Here is a 16,396-nt window from a genome sequence, read left to right on the forward strand (position 1 = left end):
CCCCGCCAATCGCTTATGCGTCGGTGCCGTTTTCAAATCAGGCCAGCCTCCGAGAATACGGTCCGAAGGGAGCGTTTGGGACGCGGGCCGACATGGGCAATGACTTCGGCCGCGGCGGCGACCCCCATGCGCGTGGACGTCTCGAGCGTCTGGCCCGTCGCAAGCCCGTAAAGGAACCCGGCGGCGAACTGATCACCGGCGCCTGTCGCGTCAACGGGCGTGACGCGCGTGACAGGAACTTCGACCCGTGTGCCCTTGTGGATCGCAACGACCGGGTTGCCCGAGCGGGTGCAGACCACCGTCTCACACACGGCAGAGGCCTGCCCAAGGGCGGCGTCGAGGTCATCGGTCTGATAGAGCGACAGCCATTCTTCCTCGTTGCCGAGTGTGATCTCCATCTCTTCCGTGATCAGGCGACGGAAATCGTCGCGGTGGCGGTCCACGCAAAACGGGTCTGACAGCGAAATACCAGCCTTGCCGCCGCCATTGTGGCAGGCTTGGGCCGCCGCGGTGAAGGCACGTTTGCCCTCATCCTTGTCGTAGAGATAGCCTTCGAGAAACAGGAAGCGCGTGTTGCCGGCGACGCTCGCATCGACATCGCCTTCGTCAAAATCCGCACCAGCGCCGAGATAGGTGTTCATCGACCGCTCACCATCAGGCGAGACGAAGATCATCGAGCGCGACGTTGGCGGCACGTCGCCATCGGTTGGCGGGTTGGGAAAGGCGATCCCTTCGTCCACCATTTCCTTGGCGTAAAACCGCCCCAGCGCGTCGTCCTTCACCTTGCCCAGAAAGGCCGTCTTCAGCCCCAGCGTGCCCGCACCGGCGACCGTGTTGGCGACCGAGCCGCCCGGTGTCTGGACCCGATCCTGCATGGCACCGTAGAGGATTTCCGCCCGTTCCCGCTCGATCAGCTGCATGATGCCTTTCTCGATGCCCATATTGTCGAGAAAACTGTCATCGCCGTGGCTGATCACATCGACGATTGCATTGCCGATGCCGACAAGGTCGTAGGTTTGGGTCATGTCATGGGGTCCTGAAATGCAAGTTTCCAAGCTGTTTAGAGGCTCGTCCCTCGCGCCTCAAGCACCCAAAGCCTCCGCGTTCGGGTGGGCGTGTTACGGCGCGTCCGTCTTATCCTCGAACACGCACAAATCGCGGATCAGGCAGGCGCCGCATTTGGGTTTGCGGGCCACGCAGATATAGCGGCCATGCAGGATCAGCCAGTGATGCGCGTGGAGCTGGAATTCGGCCGGGATATTATCCTCGATCTGACGCTCCACCGCATCGACATCCTTGCCCGGTGCGATCCGTGTGCGATTGCCTACGCGGAAAATGTGGGTGTCGACCGCTTGGGCGGGGTGCTTCCACCACATGTTCAGCACCACGTTGGCCGTTTTGCGCCCTACGCCCGGCAGGGATTGCAGCGCCGCGCGGCTAGAGGGCACCTCACCCCCGTAATCCTCCACCAGGATACGGCTTAGCTTCATCACGTTATTCGCTTTGTTGCGGAACAGGCCAATCGTCTTGATATGCTCGATCAGCTTTTCTTCCCCCAGGTCGAGCATCTTTTGTGGAGTGTCGGCCACCTTGAAGAGCGCGGCCGTGGCCTTGTTCACGCCCGCATCCGTTGCCTGCGCCGAAAGGGCAACCGCCACCACCAGCGTATAGGCGTTGACGTGGTGAAGCTCCCCTTTGGGATGATCCTCGGCATCGCGGAAGCGCGAGAAGATTTCGTAGATCGTCTGGTAGTCGAGGGGTTTTTGCACTTTTGCCATGGGGCTTTTTGACCTGTGCGGCGCAGCGCGACAAGGGGGAGTGATGGATCGAATTGTTCGTAAATCGGGGCGAGCCGTTCAAGCTTTGTTCACTGCGCTCCGCGAGACAGTTCGCAAACCGCAGGTATCGGCATGGCCACTTCGCAATTCTACATCTATTCACCCGACGCTCTGCCGTATGATCCCGGCAGCGGAACCTTCACCTTCGCGTCGGATTACGATTTCACCCAAGACCGTGTCCTGGTCACCGTCAACGACGATGACCAATTCATGGACGGTGACGAAAAAGCGGATGAATTTGGCGAAGACGCCAATCAGACCGGGTCGGCGGTCAAACCTGATGGGACGCCAATCACCTCAGGCAATATCTACGCGGAATCCTTCGCAGTTATTCAAGCGCCCGACGGCACCCAGATATGGATCGACCGCATCGAAATTGAAGGCCAACTCATAGGCTATTCTCCGTCGCAAGAGCTTGAACCCGGGGTCGCGTATACGTTTCTGTCCGAGACTGATATCGACAACGCACCGGGCGGGAATTTCGACAACGATAACCGGTTGACCTATTCGCAGTACGAGGCGCAATCGGTGCCCTGTTTCGTTTCCGGTACGATGCTTTTGACGCGTGACGGCATGATGCCGATCGACTGGATCAGCGTGGGCGACGACCTTTGGACACAAGACAATGGGTGGCAGGTCGTGCGCTGGCGGGGCCTGCGCCAGGTTGGGGGGACCCTTACGTCCCGCGGCCGATCGAGATTCAGCCCGGTGCCCTTGGGCCCGACACCCCGGCTGAGGTCACACGCATTTCACCCCAACATCGCGTTTTACTCGCTGGCCCTGCCTGCGCCCTATTGTTTGGCGTGGACGAGGTTTTCGTCGCCGCCAAACATCTGTTGCATTGGCCCGGCGTGGCGGAAGTCGCGCTGGATGCAGATTTTGCCTACCACCACCTTTTGTTTGACCGGCATGAGGTTCTGACCGCGAGCAATATCGCGCTGGAAAGCCTGTTACTGGGCGAACAGACCAGCATACTGAGCCCATCCCCACCCTGGCAGCTCGCGCGCTCGTTGGCGGCGGGCCATGCGCAAACAACCCGTCTGTGCCTGACAGGGCGGGAAGCCCGCGCACTCAAACCCGGAGGTTTTCCAGCGGTCCTGGTGTGGCCAGGAGACGTCGCGGACACGGTTGAGGCTTCCGCTCACCTGGCCGTTGCTTGATCCACCTCAGTCCGGTGGCCCGAAAAGGGGCGACTGGCCTAAAGCCCCGTTGCGGAATTCGATTGCCGCCATCGCCCGACGGACGCGGCACTGCAAGGTCGTGATGTATTACCGCAGCTTCCGGGTCGCGTCGCGCCGCAGGCTTCCCTAGATTGTCGGGCAAGGAGAGCTTTGCCCATGAACGATCACGCCCAACTTGACCCATCTGGCAGCTACCACTTTCAGGTGATGCGCCGTGCCCTCGATCTGATTGACGCGGATCCGCACCAATCGCTTGATGATCTGGCGGCGGCTTTGAACATGAGCCCTGCGCACTTCCAAAGGACCTTTTCGGGTTGGGTCGGCGTCAGTCCCAAACGGTATCAGCAATACCTGACCCTTGATCATGCCCGCCACCTGTTGACCGAGCGGTTCACGGTGCTGGACACCGTCAATGAGACCGGGCTGACGTCCGGCGGACGGCTGCATGACCTGTTCATCCGGTGGGAAGCGATGAGCCCTGGGGCCTATGCTTCGGGCGGTCAGGGGCTGACGATCCGCTGGGGGTGGTGCGACAGCCCGTTCGGACCAGCCCTTGTCATGGCCACGGACAAGGGTATTTGCGGCATCGGATTTGCGGCGGAAACCGGGGCAGAGCCGACCATGGCAGACCTGCGCAATCGCTGGCCGAATGCGACCTATGTTGAAGATGTGCAGGCCATCCGCCCGCTGGCGGATGCCGCGTTCGGTGCAGGCGGTGACGTACGTCTTGCGCTGATCGGCGCGCCCTTTCAGATCAAGGTGTGGGAGGCGCTGCTCAACATCCCCACGGGCCATGTCACGACCTACAGCGAAATCGCTGGCGCCATAGGCAAGCCCCGCGCGGTGCGCGCCGTCGGCACCGCCGTGGGGCGCAACCCGATCAGCTGGTTGATCCCCTGCCACCGCGCCTTGCGCAAATCGGGGGGCTTGGCGGCTATCACTGGGGTCTGCCGGTCAAACGCGCCATGCTGGCCTGGGAGGCAGCAACAACCGAGCGCGATCAGGAGGGCGCCGCCTAGGCGCGCCTCCGCCTCTGGCGCGCCGCCCGCGCGTTTCCCCCTATCCCACATGCGTGCCTTCGCTATACTGGCCTGCAATGACCCCTCTGGAAACGGGGCACAGGCGACAGCAAAGGCAAGGCCATGGCATATCTTTTCAAACCCCTCCTTCTGGCAAGCGCGGGCGCGCTGGCGCTTTCGGGCTGTGTGGGCAACACGCTCAGCCCCGGTGATCCCAACGCCAACCGCACCCGCGACGGTGCCGTGATCGGCGGCATTCTGGGCGGCTTCCTTGGGGCCACCGCGGACGATGACAATCAGGGCCGGAACGCCGTACTTGGCGCGGCGATTGGCGCGGCCGCAGGTGGGGCGATTGGCAACGCGCTCGACCGGCAGGCGCAGGATTTGCGCGGCTCGCTCAACAACCAGAATATCCTGATCGAAAACACGGGCTCCGAGCTGATCGTCACCATGCCCGAAGGCATCCTGTTCGACATCGACTCGGCTGCGATCCGCGCAGGCCTGCAAAGCGATCTGCGCGCACTTGCCTCGAACCTGAACCAGTATCCCGACACGGACGTGATCGTGGAAGGCCATACCGACAATACCGGGTCCGCCGCCTACAACCAGGATCTATCGACCCGCCGCGCGCAGGCTGTGGCCGGTGTTCTGCTGGAGGCGGGCGTTGCCCCCTTCCGCGTGCGGTCCATTGGACGGGGCGAGGATGATCCGGTTGCGACCAACCTGACGCCCGATGGCCGGCAACAGAACCGCCGGGTCGAGGTGATCATTCGCCCGCGCTAAACGGCTGACAGGAAACGGAAAGCGGGGCCCTCTGCCTGCTGGGGGCCCTTTTTCATTGCTTCCCCGCGCAGGGCGTCCCTAGACACTGGTGGTAAAGTGGTCATACCATTTGACCAATTCCTGAGGGGTGCCATGCCGTTCCAGCGCATAGAAGCCGAGAAACTGTCGCAATCCGTGGTCAAGCAGATCGAGCAGCTTGTCCTGCGCGGCATCTTGCGTCCCGGTGACAGGCTGCCGTCCGAGCGCGAGCTTAGCGAGCGGCTTGGCGTGTCACGCCCGTCCCTGCGAGAGGCGGTGGCCGAGCTACAGAACCGGGGTTTGCTTGCCACGCGCGCGGGCGCCGGCATCTACGTGGCCGACGTGCTTGGATCGGCCTTTTCGCCAGCGCTGATCGAATTGCTCAGCGCCCATGATGATGCGATCTTCGACTATATCGACTTTCGCAAGGATCTTGAAGGGATCGCCGCCGAACGGGCCGCCATCCAGGGCTCGGATACGGATTTGAAGGTGATCGACACGATCTTTCGGAAGATGGAAGTGGCGCATCGCAAACGGAACCCGTCGGACGAGGCAGAGTTGGATGCCGAGTTCCATCTGGCCATCATTGAGGCCAGCCATAATGTGATCTTGCTGCACATGATGCGCGCCAGCTTCGATTTGTTGCGGCAAGGCGTGTTCTACAACCGCCAGCAGATGTTCAAGAACCGCACGACGCGGGACATGTTGCTGGACCAGCATCGGGCGATCAACGAAGGCATTCAGGCGCGCGAGCCGTCGCAGGCCAAAGCGGCGGTCACGGCCCATCTGGATTATGTAACCGAAGAACTGTCCGCGTTGCGATCCTCGGAAAAGAACGAACAGGTCGCGCGCCTTCGCTACGCGCAGGAGCGCGAGCGCTAGGCGCTCCGTTTTTCGTACGAAAAACGGACCGGAAAACGCGCGTTTTCCGCGTGCGAGCCCTCAATCGGCAGAGCCACCCGCAAAGGCATTCCCGTTCTGCCAATCACAGGGGGCATCCTGCATCTCCAGATGCAGGCGATCGCCGGTATAGCGATTGGCGCGGGCCAGATCGTCGTTCAACTCGATCCCAAGCCCAGGTGCTTCGGGCGCGGCGACGAACCCGTTTTCGACTTTGGGTCGCCCGGTCACCAGCGCCTCGTGGAACGGGGTTTCAATCGCCTCAACCATCAGCAGGTTCACGCAGGATACGCCCAAATGCACATTGGCGGCCCATTCCACGGGGCCCGCGTAAAGATGCGGGGCCAGTTGCGCGCCAGCGGCCTCCGCGAGCGTAGCGATTTTCTTGCCCTCCCAAATGCCGCCCGCCCGCCCAAGGGCGGGCTGCAAAATGCGCGCGCCGTAGCGCAGGGCGAGGGCGAATTCGCCTTTGGTGGTCAGCCGCTCGCCCGTGGCCACGGGAATAGAGGTTTGTCCGGCAACCTCGGCCAGACCGGGCAGATTGTCGGGTGGGATCGGTTCCTCGAACCAGAGGGGATCATGGGGTTCGATGGCTTTGGCCAGACGGATGGCGCCGCCGGGAATGAACTGGCCGTGGGTGCCGAAAAGCAGATCGGCGCGCGTCCCGACGGCGGCGCGGATGGCCGCGCAAAAGCGCGCGGACAGCTCGATGTCGAGACAGGGCGGGCATATGCCCCCCGCGCATCGTGTAGGGGCCGGCCGGGTCAAATTTGACGGCGGTCCACCCCTCAGCCACGCGCGCGGCTGCCGCTTCGGCTGCGGCATCGGGGTCAACCCAGAAGCCTGACGGATCGTGATGCGGTTCGGGGTAGAGGTAGGTGTAGGCCCGCAGCCGATCATTCATGCGCCCGCCGAGCATCGCCCAGACAGGGCGCGCGCGGGCTTTTCCCACGATGTCCCAGCATGCCATTTCCAGACCCGAAAAAGCGCCGAAGACCGTTGGGTCTGGCCGTTGCGTAAAGCCTGAGGAGTGCACCCGGCGGGACATAAGCTCGATATCTTCGGGGCTTTGCCCATGCATGTGACGTGAGAAGGCGTCCCCGATGACCGCTTCCATGGCCTCTGGCCCGACGCCTGCAGCATAGACCTCCCCCAAGCCGGTGATGCCGCAGGCCGTTGTGACACGGACGATCAGCCAATAGCGCCCGCCCCAGCCAGGTGGTGGCGGGGCAACGGGGAAGATTTCGAGCCGATCAAGTTGCATGGGCGCTGAGACCTTTGGGGGCCAGCCCCCAAGCCCCCCGGCATTTTCGGGGAACAAAGAGGGGCGCGGCCGGATTTTGGGTGGATCAGAAGACGATCACATTGCGGCGGGCTTGCCCGGAATTTGTATCGGCGATGGCCTCGTTGATCTGGTCGAAAGACCAGGTCCGCGAGACCAGTTCATCCAGTTTCAGGCGGCCTTGGCTGTGCAGATCCACCATCCACGGAATGTCGCGTTTGAGGACAATCTCACCAAGGTATGAGCCGCGGATGCCCTGACCGGTGGCGGCAAAAATCACCGGCTCGTATGGCGTGGTATCGCCTGTATGGGGCATGCCAACGGCATAGGCGGTGCCGCGCGGGGCCAAAAGGCGCAGGGCCTGCTCGTAGGCGGGAATGGCCCCGACGGAGACAAAAACATGGTCCGCCAGGTGGCCGCCAAGGATCTTGAAGAGCGCCTTGTGCGGCTTCGGATCAGACGCCAGCAGCGTGTCGGTCGCGCCGAATTCCAGCGCGTCTGTCAGCTTCTTTTCTTCAAGGTCCATGGCCACGATGCGCGCGGCACCGGCGATGCGGGCACCCTGGATGGCGTTCAGCCCCACACCGCCTGCGCCGATCACGACAACGCGGTCGCCGGGGCGCACTTTGGCCGTGTTGATTGCGGCGCCGACGCCAGTGGGCACACCGCAGGCAAGAAGGCACGCGACCTCGGAGCCGATATTGTCGCCGATGGGGGCGGTCTGGCTGGGATCGACCACGACCTTCTCGGCGAAGGCCCCGCAGTTCATCGCCTTCGTCACGGCGCCGCCCTCAGCCGTGGTCAATACGGGCGCTTCAGGTTGATTGCCTGAGCAATACATCGGCTGCGCCGAGGCGCAGGACGCGCAGCCACCGCAGGATTTGGCCAGCGTCACAATCACCCGGTCTCCCAGAGCAACGCTTGTGACCCCGTCGCCAAGCGCCGTTACGCGCCCAGCGGCCTCGTGCCCATAGACCGCAGGCAGATCGCCGCCCCATGCGCCTTCCATGTAGGAAATGTCGGAATGGCAGATCGCCACGGCGTCCAGGCTCACCTCAATCTCACCGGGGCCGGGGTCGCGCAGCTGCAGCGTTTCGATTTTCAGCGGGTCGCCGAAGGCATGGCAAACGGCGGCGCGGATCTGTTTGGGCATCGGGCCCCTCCCCATTTTTTGTACCTAAGCATCGCGCGGGGGCCTTGCGCAAGCGGGCCGGAACGCGTCATGGCGCGGTGGGTTTGCGACCTTGCCGTGGCGGGAGGGGCTTGCGCCCGGCGGCTCGTTTGGCGGAGATGGGGCCATGGATGTTTTGAGCTTCGATGATGTCGCCTTGCACGTGCAGGTTGATGGCCCGGCCGACGGGCCGCCAGTGGTGTTTGCCAATTCGCTGGGAACCGACCTGCGGCTATGGGACGGTGTTGTCGCCGCCCTGCCCGCGGGCTTGCGCCTGATCCGCTATGACAAGCGCGGCCATGGGCTGAGCACGTGCCCGCCCGCGCCGTACAGCATGGGCGCCTTGGTGCGGGATGCGGAACGCGTGATGGATGCGTTGGAGGTGCGCGATGCGGTCTTTGTGGGCCTGTCGATTGGCGGCATGATTGCCCAAGGTCTGGCGGCCAAGCGCTTGGACCTGGTGCGCGCGGTTGTGCTGTCTAACACGGGCGCGAAGATTGGCACGCGCGAGATGTGGGAAGACCGGATCGCGGCCCTGCGCGCAGGCGGGATGGCTGCGATGTCTGACGCGATCATGGAGCGGTGGTTTGCCCCTGCCTTCCGCACCTCAAACGCGGTGCATCCGTGGCGGCGCATGGTCGAAACCTGCCCAGAAGAGGGCTATGCAGGCTGCTGCGCGGCAATCGCAGGCAGCGATTTCTACAGCACTACGGCCGCCTTGCGCCTGCCCACCCTGGTGATCGCAGGCGACCGGGATGGCGCCACGCCGCCCGATCTGGTGCGCGAACTGGCGGAGTTGATCCCGGGCGCACGGTTCGAGTTGATGCGCAATGTTGGACACTTGCCGTGCGCAGAGAAACCGCAGGACTACGCGGCGCTTCTGGCAGGTTTTCTTAAGGATAACGGGCATTTGGTATGAGCGTTTCGCCCTTTGATAGCACCATGCACCGGCACCTGTTTGGCGATGCGGAGGTTGGGCGGCTTTTCACCGACACGGCCGAGGTGCGCGCGCTGATGCTTGTGCTTGGCACATTGGCCAAGGTCCAGGGTGAGGCGGGCCTGATCCCCGAGATATCCGGCGCATTTCTACACCGCGCGGCCATGGAACTTCAGATCGACCCTGACGGCCTTGGTGGCGCGAATGGTGTGGTTATCCCAGAGCTGGTCCAGGCGTTTCGCAAAGCGCTCGACGCACCGGAGCACGGGCAGTACCTGCATTGGGGCGCGACGAGCCAGGACATTCAGGACACAGGTCTGATGTTGCGGATGCGTCAGGTTCTGGCGCTGATCGAAGATCGTCTAAGGACCGCCCTGTCGCAGCTTGCCGACATGGCCGAGCACGAAGCGGACACTGGTCAAGTCGCCCGCACCTATGGGCAGGCGGCGGTGCCCTCGAGTTTCGGGGCGCAACTGGCCAGTTGGGGCTGGCCGATCCTGCGGATGCTGGAGCGTCTGGATGGCGTGCGGGACCACGCCTTGGCTGTGTCGCTTAGCGGGGCCGCGGGCACGGCAAGTCAATTGGGACATGATCCGGTTGCGTTGCGTGGCGCATTGGCCAAAGCGCTGGCGCTGTCTGATCCTGGGGCGAGCTGGCATAGCGACCGAAGCCGGATCATCGAGCTTTCCCAATGGCTTGAAAGCCTTTGTTTATGCAGTGGAAAGATTGGCACGGACATCCTGATTGGCGCGCGGTCTGATGTGGCGGAGCTGCGTCTGGACGGCGCCGGCGGATCGTCAACGATGCCGCAAAAGCAAAACCCGGTTGGTCCGTCGGTTCTGGTTGCCCTGTCGCGCTTTGCACCGGCGCAGACCGCCATTCTGATGCAGCCTCATACCGAGGCACGCGATGGTGCGGGCTGGTTCACGGAGTGGCTGACCCTGCCCGCGCTGGTCATGGCGGCGGCGCGATCCGCCGCTTTGATGGTCGAAACCCTGAGCGCGCTGACACCCGACCGGGACGCCATGGTCGCCGGCCTGACATCTGCGCATGGAACCTTGCATGCCGAGGCGCTTTCTTTCGCATTGGCCGAGCAAATCGGGCGCCCGGCGGCGCAGTCCCTGGTGAAGAAGCTTGCGCAAAAGGCCATGTCTACCGGTTCAGACCTGTCCAAGCTGGTCGCGGACGCCCATCCCGATATCGAGATGCCGGACCTGCCCAATCTGGGCCAAGCCCCGACTGAAGCCCGCGCGTTTGCCAAGGCCGTCCGCGCCGCGCTCTAGACCTCTTGCCGTAAAGCGTGTGTCAATCTAAGTTGACACAACCAAAGCGAGAGCTGAATGCGCCTTCCCACCCTTTTCATTCTGATCACCGTCACAATCGACGCGATGGGCATTGGCTTGATCCTACCTGTCATGCCGGATCTGATATCCGAGGTCCGGGGCGGCAGTCTTGCACAGGCCGCGGCCTGGGGCGGGATCCTTTCCTTTACATATGCCGTGATGCAGTTCCTGTGCGCGCCTGGCGCTCGGCAATCTGTCGGACCGTTTCGGGCGCAGGCCTATCTTGTTGATATCAATGGCGGTTCTCGCCCTCGACTATGTGGTGATGAGTGTCGCCTCTACCATCTGGCTATTGCTGCTGGGACGCATCATTGCCGGTGTCGCGGCGGGCACCCACGCCACGGGGCTGGCCTATATGGCGGATATTTCGCCACCCGAGAAACGGTCCCAGAACTTTGGTCTGATCTCTGCCGGGTTCGGGGTTGGCTTCATTCTGGGCCCGCTGATTGGCGGCCTGTTGGGTGATCTTGACCCGCGCGCGCCGTTCATTGCCGCCGCTTGTGTGGCCGCTGCCAACTTCGTCTTTGGATATTTCGCCCTGCCCGAGAGCCTGCCGAAAGAACGGCGCCGCCCGTTCCAGCTTTTGCGGGCGAACCCGATCGGCGGCCTGATCTTCATTGGGAAACTGCCCGGCATCTTCGCGCTGCTGTGCGTTATGCTCGCCTACCAGACCGCCAACTTCGTTTATCCCGCGATCTGGGCCTATTTCACGCAAGCCGCCTTTGGCTGGAGCACCGGGATTGTCGGGTTTTCGCTCGCCATCTACGGCGTGTCGATGGCGGTTGTTCAAGGTGGGTTGATCCGGCCCGTTCTGGCCCGTTTGGGCGAGGCCCGCGCCGTCTATTTCGGCCTGATCCTGAACACCGCATGCCTTGTGGCTTATGGTGTTGCGGGCCAGCCCTGGATGATCTGGGTGCTGATCCCGATCTCAGCCTGCGGCGCGCTGGTTGCCCCGGCCATGCAGGGCGTGATGAGCCGGGCCGCAGGTGCAGACCAACAAGGTGAACTACAGGGGGTCCTTTCCTCCATCTCATCGCTGTCGATGATCCTGAGCCCTGTGATGATGACGCAAGCGTTCTTCTGGTTCACCCGCGACGGGGCAGACCCTTTCCTGCCCGGCGCGCCCTTCCTACTGGCGGCCATTCTGATGGCAGGCGCCTTTGCAATCTTCGCCGCCACACGGCGCAGCGGATCGCCCGCGCGCGCTTAAGCCTCTGCCATGATCCGCGCGAAAAGCTCCGGGTCGACATTTCCGCCCGACAGCGTTGCGATTACCGGGCCATCGACCAGCGCGTCGCCATGGAACAGGGCCGCCGCTAGCGCAACAGCGCCGCCGGGCTCGACCACCAGCTTGAGGCGGTTGGCCGCGTGACGCATGGCAGATTTGGCCTCCTCTTCCGTCACGACGAGGCCGGGACCGCATCGAGCGGCCATGATCGGGAAGGTGATTTTCCCCGGCGCGCGGGTCAGGATCGCATCACACAGACCAACCTCGGGGCCATTATTGGCCTTGATCCCGCCGGAGGCGAGGGAGCGGGCAACATCATCGAACCCCTCCGGCTCAACGGGCCGGACAACCATGTCCGGCGCACGTGCGGCCAGCGCGGTTGCAATCCCCGCGGTCAACCCGCCACCACCGCAACAGGTCAAAACCGTCGCGTGGGTCACGCCGTGCTCCGCCGCCTGCTCCGCAATCTCTAACCCGCACGTGCCTTGGCCCGCGATCACCATCGGCTCATCATAGGGCTTCACCAGCGTCAGGCCGCGTTCCACGCGCAGGGCTTCGCCCATCTCTTCCCGGCTTTCGCCACCGGCCCGGTCATAGAGGACGACTTCTGCGCCCAATGCGCGTGTATTTTCAATCTTCAATACGGGCGCGTCCGCGGGCATCAGGATCACAGCAGGCACGCCGTGCATCTTGGCTGCAAGCGCCACGCCCTGCGCGTGATTGCCCGAGGAGAACGCCACAACGCCGCGCGCGCGCGTGTCCGCGTCCATCGCCGACAAGGCCGACCAGCCGCCCCGAAATTTGAAAGAGCCCGTGTGCTGCAAGACCTCGGGCTTCAGGAAGACCCGCCGCCCGGCGATATCGTCCAGAAATGGCGATGACAAAAGCGGCGTGCGCCGGACGACGCTCTTTGCCCGGTCTGCAGCGGCCTCAATATCTGCGATCCCGATCATGCGACACGCTCCAGCACCGTATCAATTACGGCACGCGCGCCGGGCTCATCGAGGAATGGCACATGTCCCCGGTCCCCAAGCTCGACAAACGCCATATCCGGGCGCCGCCTGCGCATCTCGGCACGCGGTCTCAGCCGACAAGATGTTGGACTGCGCGCCCCGGATCAGCCCTAGGGGCAAACCTGCCATGGCCTCAAACAAGCGGCCACAAATCCGGCGCCTTGAAATCCGGCGCAAAGGCGGGCGCGACCGCATCGCGCAGCCTGGGGTCATACCGCAAGTGCAAGCGCGCCGCCCTCCTCCCGCCAGATGCGGCGCACGAAATCGACCCATGTGGCGGCCAGGCACATTGCGAAAGATGCCCTCGTACAGCGCGGGCATGGCCGCGGCCGCTTCTGCGAGGGAAGTGAAGGCGGGCGGCTTGCCGATATAGTCCATGATCACGGCAAGGCCCTCGGCCATGATGTCCGGCCCGATATCGTTGAAAATCACGCCCGATAGGCGGTCGCGCGCCATGGCGGCCAGGATCAACGCAACCAATCCGCCCCGCGACGTGCTTAGAATGCAAGCCTTTTCGATCCCGAGATGGTCGAGCAGAGCGACCACATCCTGCGCCTCCTGCGGCGGCGTGTAGGTGGCATAATCGGCATGATCCGATGCCCCCGCCCGCGGAAATCCATCCGGATCACCCGCGCGCGGTCGCGGTAGTGGTCCAGCACCGGTTCAAAATCATCCATATTGCGCGTCAGGCCTGGAAGGCACAGCAAGGGCACGCCCTCACCTTGATCATCATAAGCCAGCCGAACGCCATCTGCCGCTGTAACAAAATCCATCACGACAGCCCTACAATCTGCGGCACGCCGCTTAGATCATCGGCCACGCGGCCCGGCACGGAGCCCAAGCGATCCACCGGCTCGCCCGCGCGGTTCACCCACAATGTGTCGAACCCGTAGGCCGCGCCGAATGCGGCATCCCACCCATTGGACGAGACAAACAGGACCTCGTCCGGCGCGCATCCAAATCGTGCACCGACCATGTCGTAAACGCGCGCATCAGGCTTGAAGATGCCCACATCCGCAACACTCAAGACGGCATCCAGATGACGCGCCAATGCCGGCACTCTCGACCGCACCGGCCAGCATATCGGGTGATCCATTCGACAAGATCGCCGTCTGCACGCCGCCGCGTTTCAGTGCGGCCAGCATCGACGGCACCTCTGGATAGGCCGCCAACTGCCAATAGAGCCCCAACAGCGCCTCGCGCAATTCAGGCTCCGCCAGCCCCGATCGCTCCAGCGCCCAGTCGAGCCCGTCCTGCGTCACTTGCCAGAAATCCACATAGTCCCGCGCCACCGCGCGCAGCCAGGAATAGCTCAGCTGCTTGGCCCGCCAATCGGCAGCAACCTGTTGCCAGACTTTGGAAAACGCCGCGCGCCCCGGCTCTTCCGACAGCGCGCGCGCGGCCGCTGACACATCAAACAACGTGCCATAGGCATCAAACACACAGACCTTGATATCCGACATCGCATCCCCCTGTCAGACGACACTGCCACGGCCCCAAAGGCCCTGCAACGCCACCCTTCCTCGTTTTCAAAATACCTCGGGGAGTCGCGGAACGCGACGGGGGCAGCGCCCCCACACGCTACAAAATCGAATGCCGCGCAAGCGGCGCAATTTGATCAGAGGTTCTCGGGCTGCGGCATGCTCAGCACGTGGAAACCGCCATCCACAACGACAATCTCGCCGGTCGTGCAGGCGCCATAGTCGGAGGCCAGATAAACCGCCGTCCCCCCCACCGCTTCAAGCGTTGCGTTCGAGCGCAGCGGCGCATTGGCCTCCGTCGCCTTGAAGGTCTTGCGGGCGCCGCCGATCGCGGCACCGGCCAGCGTCTTCATCGGCCCCGGAGAAATTGCATTCACCCGCACACCTTGAGGACCCAGATCATTCGCCAGGTAGCGAACTGAAGATTCCAGCGCCGCCTTGGCCACACCCATCACATTGTAGAAGGGCGTCACGCGGTTCGAGCCCTGGTAAGTCAACGTCAGGAGCGAGCCGCCATCCGGCATCAACTCCGCTGCGCGCCGGGCCACGTCGATGAACGAAAAGCACGAAATCGTAAGCGAATTCTGGAAATTCGCCCGCGTGGTGTTGGTGAACCGGCCCGTCAGCTCAGTCTTGTCCGAATAGGCAATCGCGTGGACGACGAAATCCAGCGTTCCCCAACGGTCTTTCAACGCGCCGAAACAGGCATCCATGCTGGCGTCGTCATTCACATCCACGTCGACCATGAAGTCACTGCCCAGTGACGCCGCCAAAGGCTCAACCCGCTTGCCGAACGCGTCGCCCTGATACGAAAAGGCCAGTTCCGCGCCTTCTGCGTGCAGCGCCTTGGCGATGCCCCAGGCGATGGACCGATCATTTGCGACGCCCATCACAAGGCCCCGCTTGCCCTTCATCAAATCAGCCATCTTGCAATCTCACTTCTCAAATCGGCTCAGGATCATGGAGCCGTTGGTGCCCCCGAACCCGAAAGAATTCGTCATCACGCTGTCGAGGCCTGCGTTTTCGACATAAGTCGTGGCAATCTCGTCCGGAGCCAGCGCCGGGTCCAGCGTTTCCACATTGATAGACGGCGTGATGAAATCGCCATCCAGCATCAGCAGGCAGAATGCCGCTTCCAGCGCTCCGGCTGCGCCCTGGGCGTGGCCCGTCATGGACTTGGTCGAGGAGATCGGTGGTGTGGAGCCTTCGCCGAACACCCGGCGCACGGCCTCAACCTCACCCACATCGCCCACGGGCGTCGAGGTTCCGTGTGCGTTGATATAGCTGACCGAGCGTCCTTCGGGCAGGGTCTGCAAGGCCAGTCGCATCGCGCGTTCGCCGCCTTCACCGGACGGGGCCACCATATCGTGGCCATCAGACGTTGCTGCAAAACCAGTGACTTCCGCGTAGATCTTCGCGCCGCGTGCCACGGCGCGGTCGAGTTCTTCCAACACCAAGATCGCGCCGCCGCCTCCAATGACAAACCCGTCACGATCGGCGTCGAAGGCACGGGACGCGCGTTCCGGCGTGTCGTTATATTTCGACGACATCGCCCCCATCGCGTCGAAGAGGCACGAGAGCGTCCAGTCGAGCTCTTCCGCGCCGCCGGCGAACATCACATCCTGCTTGCCCATCATGATCTGCTCGGCCGCATTGCCGATACAGTGCAGCGAGGTCGAGCAGGCCGAGGTGATGGAGTAGTTGATGCCTTTGATCTTGTAGGCCGTCGCAAGATTGGCGCTGATCGTGGACGACATGCATTTCGGCACGGCAAAAGGCCCGATCCGCTTTGTGGCACCCGTTTTCAGCACCGTCTGATGGGCCGCGAACATCGCGCTGGTCGACGGGCCGCCGGAGCCTGCAACAAGGCCCGTCCGCTCATTGACCACGTCAGCCTCATCCAGCCCCGCATCGGCAATGGCCTGCCCCATCGCGATATGGGCATAGGCCGCGCCCGGCCCCATGAACCGCAGCGCGCGTTTGTCGACATGCTCGGACGTGTCGATCTTCAGGGTGCCCGCGATCTGGCTGCGAAAGCCATGTTCGGCCATCTCCGGGCTCGCCTCGATGCCCGAGCGTCCGGCCCTGAGGCTCGCTTCAACTTCTTCGGCATTATTCCCGATGGGTGAGACAATCCCCAACCCAGTCACAACGACACGACGCATGCGCGGTCCCCCTTGAGCCTTTGGTTGGGTATCTAGG

13 protein-coding genes and 4 pseudogenes are annotated in these 16,396 nt (G+C 63.2%); 7 read left to right on the forward strand and 10 right to left on the reverse strand.

Going from position 1 to position 16,396, the window contains the following annotated elements; all coding sequences use genetic code 11:
• Window positions 1-32 precede the first annotated feature (32 nt).
• Together ACZ1HK_RS04685 and nth are read right to left on the reverse strand one after the other, a co-directional pair.
• Window positions 33-1,025 carry an adenosine kinase gene (locus ACZ1HK_RS04685; protein ID WP_472627678.1) on the reverse strand — a complete coding sequence of 331 codons (993 nt, stop codon included), beginning with the start codon at window positions 1,023-1,025 and terminating at the stop codon, window positions 33-35.
• Window positions 1,026-1,118: 93 nt separating this feature from the next.
• Complete coding sequence (nth, locus tag ACZ1HK_RS04690) at window positions 1,119-1,778, reverse strand: endonuclease III (RefSeq protein WP_472627679.1); 660 nt, start codon at window positions 1,776-1,778, stop codon at window positions 1,119-1,121.
• A gap of 636 nt (window positions 1,779-2,414) precedes the next feature.
• Here nth and ACZ1HK_RS04695 point away from each other — a divergent pair.
• From ACZ1HK_RS04695 to ACZ1HK_RS04710, 4 genes and pseudogenes are all read left to right on the forward strand, one after another.
• Window positions 2,415-2,998, forward strand: a pseudogene (locus tag ACZ1HK_RS04695) (Hint domain-containing protein).
• A 177-nt stretch (window positions 2,999-3,175) separates the two neighbouring features.
• Window positions 3,176-4,038: pseudogene (locus ACZ1HK_RS04700) on the forward strand (methylated-DNA--[protein]-cysteine S-methyltransferase).
• A 123-nt stretch (window positions 4,039-4,161) separates the two neighbouring features.
• A complete protein-coding gene (locus ACZ1HK_RS04705) occupies window positions 4,162-4,821 on the forward strand; it encodes a YiaD family glycine zipper/OmpA-like lipoprotein (protein WP_472627680.1) in 660 nt (219 codons plus the stop codon).
• A 132-nt stretch (window positions 4,822-4,953) separates the two neighbouring features.
• Entirely contained in the window at window positions 4,954-5,721 is a 768-nt protein-coding gene (locus tag ACZ1HK_RS04710) for a FadR/GntR family transcriptional regulator (RefSeq protein ID WP_472627681.1), read from the forward strand.
• A gap of 60 nt (window positions 5,722-5,781) precedes the next feature.
• Here ACZ1HK_RS04710 and ACZ1HK_RS04715 read toward each other — a convergent pair.
• Together ACZ1HK_RS04715 and ACZ1HK_RS04720 are read right to left on the reverse strand one after the other, a co-directional pair.
• Window positions 5,782-7,003, reverse strand: a pseudogene (locus tag ACZ1HK_RS04715) (mandelate racemase/muconate lactonizing enzyme family protein).
• Between the two features lie 85 nt (window positions 7,004-7,088).
• Window positions 7,089-8,174 carry a Zn-dependent alcohol dehydrogenase gene (locus ACZ1HK_RS04720; RefSeq protein WP_472627682.1) on the reverse strand — a complete coding sequence of 362 codons (1,086 nt, stop codon included), beginning with the start codon at window positions 8,172-8,174 and terminating at the stop codon, window positions 7,089-7,091.
• A 145-nt stretch (window positions 8,175-8,319) separates the two neighbouring features.
• On the opposite strand from ACZ1HK_RS04720, the gene pcaD reads away from it, so the two are divergent.
• The 3 genes from pcaD (at window position 8,320) to ACZ1HK_RS04735 (ending at window position 11,682) form a co-directional block, all read left to right on the forward strand.
• Entirely contained in the window at window positions 8,320-9,111 is a 792-nt protein-coding gene (pcaD, locus tag ACZ1HK_RS04725) for a 3-oxoadipate enol-lactonase (RefSeq protein WP_472627683.1), read from the forward strand.
• On the forward strand, window positions 9,108-10,412 hold the full coding sequence (locus tag ACZ1HK_RS04730) for a lyase family protein (RefSeq protein ID WP_472627684.1): 1,305 nt from the start codon (window positions 9,108-9,110) through the stop codon (window positions 10,410-10,412). Before pcaD ends, ACZ1HK_RS04730 begins: the two co-directional genes overlap by 4 nt.
• A gap of 286 nt (window positions 10,413-10,698) precedes the next feature.
• Window positions 10,699-11,682, forward strand: coding sequence for an MFS transporter (locus tag ACZ1HK_RS04735; protein ID WP_472627885.1), 984 nt, complete (start codon window positions 10,699-10,701; stop codon window positions 11,680-11,682).
• Here ACZ1HK_RS04735 and ACZ1HK_RS04740 read toward each other — a convergent pair.
• From ACZ1HK_RS04740 to ACZ1HK_RS04765, 6 genes and pseudogenes are all read right to left on the reverse strand, one after another.
• Complete coding sequence (locus tag ACZ1HK_RS04740; RefSeq protein ID WP_472627685.1) at window positions 11,679-12,653, reverse strand: threonine ammonia-lyase; 975 nt, start codon at window positions 12,651-12,653, stop codon at window positions 11,679-11,681. The genes ACZ1HK_RS04735 and ACZ1HK_RS04740 overlap by 4 nt on opposite strands.
• Window positions 12,654-12,698: 45 nt before the next feature.
• Window positions 12,699-13,259 carry an alpha/beta hydrolase family protein gene (locus ACZ1HK_RS04745; protein ID WP_472627686.1) on the reverse strand — a complete coding sequence of 187 codons (561 nt, stop codon included), beginning with the start codon at window positions 13,257-13,259 and terminating at the stop codon, window positions 12,699-12,701.
• Complete coding sequence (locus ACZ1HK_RS04750; protein WP_472627687.1) at window positions 13,211-13,486, reverse strand: alpha/beta fold hydrolase; 276 nt, start codon at window positions 13,484-13,486, stop codon at window positions 13,211-13,213. The genes ACZ1HK_RS04745 and ACZ1HK_RS04750 overlap by 49 nt, the downstream gene beginning before the upstream one ends.
• A pseudogene (locus tag ACZ1HK_RS04755) lies at window positions 13,486-14,176 on the reverse strand (haloacid dehalogenase type II). The gene ACZ1HK_RS04750 and the pseudogene ACZ1HK_RS04755 overlap by 1 nt, the downstream one beginning before the upstream one ends.
• 155 nt (window positions 14,177-14,331) lie before the next feature.
• Window positions 14,332-15,120, reverse strand: coding sequence for an enoyl-ACP reductase FabI (locus ACZ1HK_RS04760; RefSeq protein WP_472627688.1), 789 nt, complete (start codon window positions 15,118-15,120; stop codon window positions 14,332-14,334).
• A gap of 9 nt (window positions 15,121-15,129) precedes the next feature.
• Window positions 15,130-16,359, reverse strand: a complete 1,230-nt coding sequence (locus tag ACZ1HK_RS04765) for a beta-ketoacyl-ACP synthase II (RefSeq protein WP_472627689.1) — start codon at window positions 16,357-16,359, stop codon at window positions 15,130-15,132.
• Window positions 16,360-16,396: the final 37 nt, after the last annotated feature.

The sequence above is a fragment of the Gymnodinialimonas sp. JB5-7 genome (genome assembly GCF_055693405.1).